Source organism: Vreelandella maris, assembly GCF_013371085.1.
GTDB classification, from domain to species: Bacteria; Pseudomonadota; Gammaproteobacteria; order Pseudomonadales; family Halomonadaceae; genus Vreelandella; species Vreelandella maris.
Genome location: NZ_JABWCV010000066.1, coordinates 1 through 2,201 on the forward strand (window position 1 = coordinate 1; position 2,201 = coordinate 2,201).

The 2,201-nt window shown below is 59.1% G+C and carries 3 protein-coding genes; all 3 read right to left on the reverse strand.

What is annotated here, in order from left to right; translation table 11 throughout:
• Nucleotides 1-1,551: IS66 family transposase (tnpC, locus tag HUO07_RS21410; RefSeq protein WP_176305128.1), on the reverse strand; the 1,551-nt coding region annotated here is incomplete at its 3' end.
• Nucleotides 1,552-1,596: 45 nt separating this feature from the next.
• On the reverse strand, nt 1,597-1,953 hold the full coding sequence (gene tnpB, locus HUO07_RS21415; protein ID WP_176305129.1) for an IS66 family insertion sequence element accessory protein TnpB: 357 nt from the start codon (nt 1,951-1,953) through the stop codon (nt 1,597-1,599).
• Nucleotides 1,950-2,201: hypothetical protein (locus tag HUO07_RS21420; RefSeq protein WP_246286983.1), on the reverse strand; the 252-nt coding region annotated here is incomplete at its 5' end. The genes HUO07_RS21420 and tnpB, both read right to left, overlap by 4 nt.

Below are 2,201 nucleotides of genomic sequence, written 5' to 3' on the forward strand. Positions count from 1 at the left end.
CAGCGTGTTGAGGTCATCATCGTCGAGGGTGGGCAGGGTCGCGAAGACATACTGTAAGTAGTCGTAAGGCGAGAGACCATTGGCTTTGGCGGTTTCGATCAGGCTGTAGATCGCCGCACTGGCATGAGCGCCGCTCGGAGTATGGCTGAACAGCCAGTTTTTACGGCCGATGACGAATGGACGGATGGCGTTCTCCGCCGGATTGTTGTCCAGCGGGATCAGGCCATCGTCCAGGAACCGGGTCAGCCGGGGCCACTGGTTATCCAGGTAGTGCAAGGCTTTACCCAGTGCACTTTTGGGCAGCACCTGGGCCAGTGACTTGTCGAGCCAGGTGCGCAGTTGAGCGATTAACGGGCGGCTCTTCTGTTCACGCAGCGCGTGACGCGCCTCGGGCTCAAGGGCCTTCGCCTGTTTTTCCACGCCGTATAGCTTACGGATCTGGTTCAGCGCCCAGTCCGCTTTGCCGGTTTTGTTTTTGGGCTGCACTTTCTGGGCCTCAACGAACTTACGCCGGGCATGTGCCCAGCAGCCCGCATGGGTGAGCCCGTTACGGCGCACGACCTCGGCGTAGCCTTCATAGCCATCGGTGATTAAGCGCCCCGCATAGTCGCCTAGCAGATCAACGGGCACCCGTCCGGCGCGGCTGGCCGCGTAGTCGAACAAGACCACCTGCTGGCCCGGCGGGCCACCGCGCTGCACCCACATATACGAGGTGGCACTGGCGGCACGATCCGCTTCTTGATTAACCTGGAGCGTCGTCTCATCCATGTGGATCAGCGGGGCGTTTAAGAGGTGTTGGCGCAACGCGTCGATCAGCGGGATGATCCGTTCTCCCGCCTGCACCATCCAGCGTGCCAGGGTATTGCGGGGGATCTCGGCGCCATGGCGGGCAAAGATCTGGCTTTGCCGATAAAGCGGTAGCGCGTCCTGGTATTTAGCCGTCGCGATATAGGCGAGCAGCGTGGCGCTGGCATTGCTCTTGGGCAACAGCTTGGCCGGCGCTGGGGCGGTGTTGACGCCCTCTTCGCACAGCGGGCAAGCATATTTGCGTCGCACATGACGGATCACCTCGATCCGGGCGGGCACCACGTGCAGCTCTTCGCTGACCTCTTCACCGATCACCTTTAGCGCGGTGCCGTCATCGCGGCAGTGGCGAGCATCATTGGGCAGTTCATGGATGACCTCGACACGTGGGAGTTCTGGGGGTAGCGCCACACGCCCGCCGCGCGTGCGACGCTTGGCAGGCGTAGCGGTGTCGATCGTCGCGTCATCAGCGGTGGCGTCGCTACCCGCTGCATCTTCCTCGTCCACCGCCACTTCCGCTTCATTGATCAGCAGATCCCGCTGGTCGACACGGTACTTTTCGGTGGAAGGACCGAACTGACGCTCCAGGGCAAGCCGGAACTGCTCAAACAGCGACTGTTTGGTAGCCTCCCACTGCGCTTCCTTTTTCTCCATCAACGCCAACAGCCGCGCATTTTCAGCGTCAGCAGCGGCCAGCTTGCGCTCAAGCTGGGTAACCGTCGGTGAGGAGGAAGGGGCGTTTTTCATACCACTTAGTGTACCAAAAACGTCGCTAAAACAAGAGCGCTACGGCTATCCAACCCGCTGAAAATCCAACGCTTTGTGAGGCTGCATAGCCTTCAGGTTATAGCCATCCAGCAACCAGTTAAGTTCTTGACCCGTTAGCGTCACGGTCTTGTCCTTCAGGTGCGTTGGCCATTTAAACCGCTCACGCTCCAAGCGCTTGTACCACACCACAAAGCCGTTACGTTCCCAGAACAGCAGCTTCACTTTATCGCGCTGGCGATTACCGAACACGAACAGCGCTTGATCAAACGGGTTCAAGGCCATGGCTTCCTGAACCAGTAATGCTAATCCATCAATTTGCTTGCGCATATCGACGGGTTCTCGGCACAGGTACACCCTCAAATCAGTGCTTGGGCGTATCATGCGACGACCTCCACCGCGACAAACCGCGCGGGACGACAACGCGGTGGCACGGGGAAGCCTTGCACGATTAACCGATTTTCCCAGGCCATCAGGTCGGCTAACGTCACGGCTTGCGCTTCAGCATACGCGCTTAACGGCATCTGCAACGCGGCGGCATAAGACAGGTGCCCTAACCAAAATGCTTGAGTGGAATTGAGGTCGCGACTCATGATGATCTCCAATGCTAAAGAGACCACCAGTGTGATCAG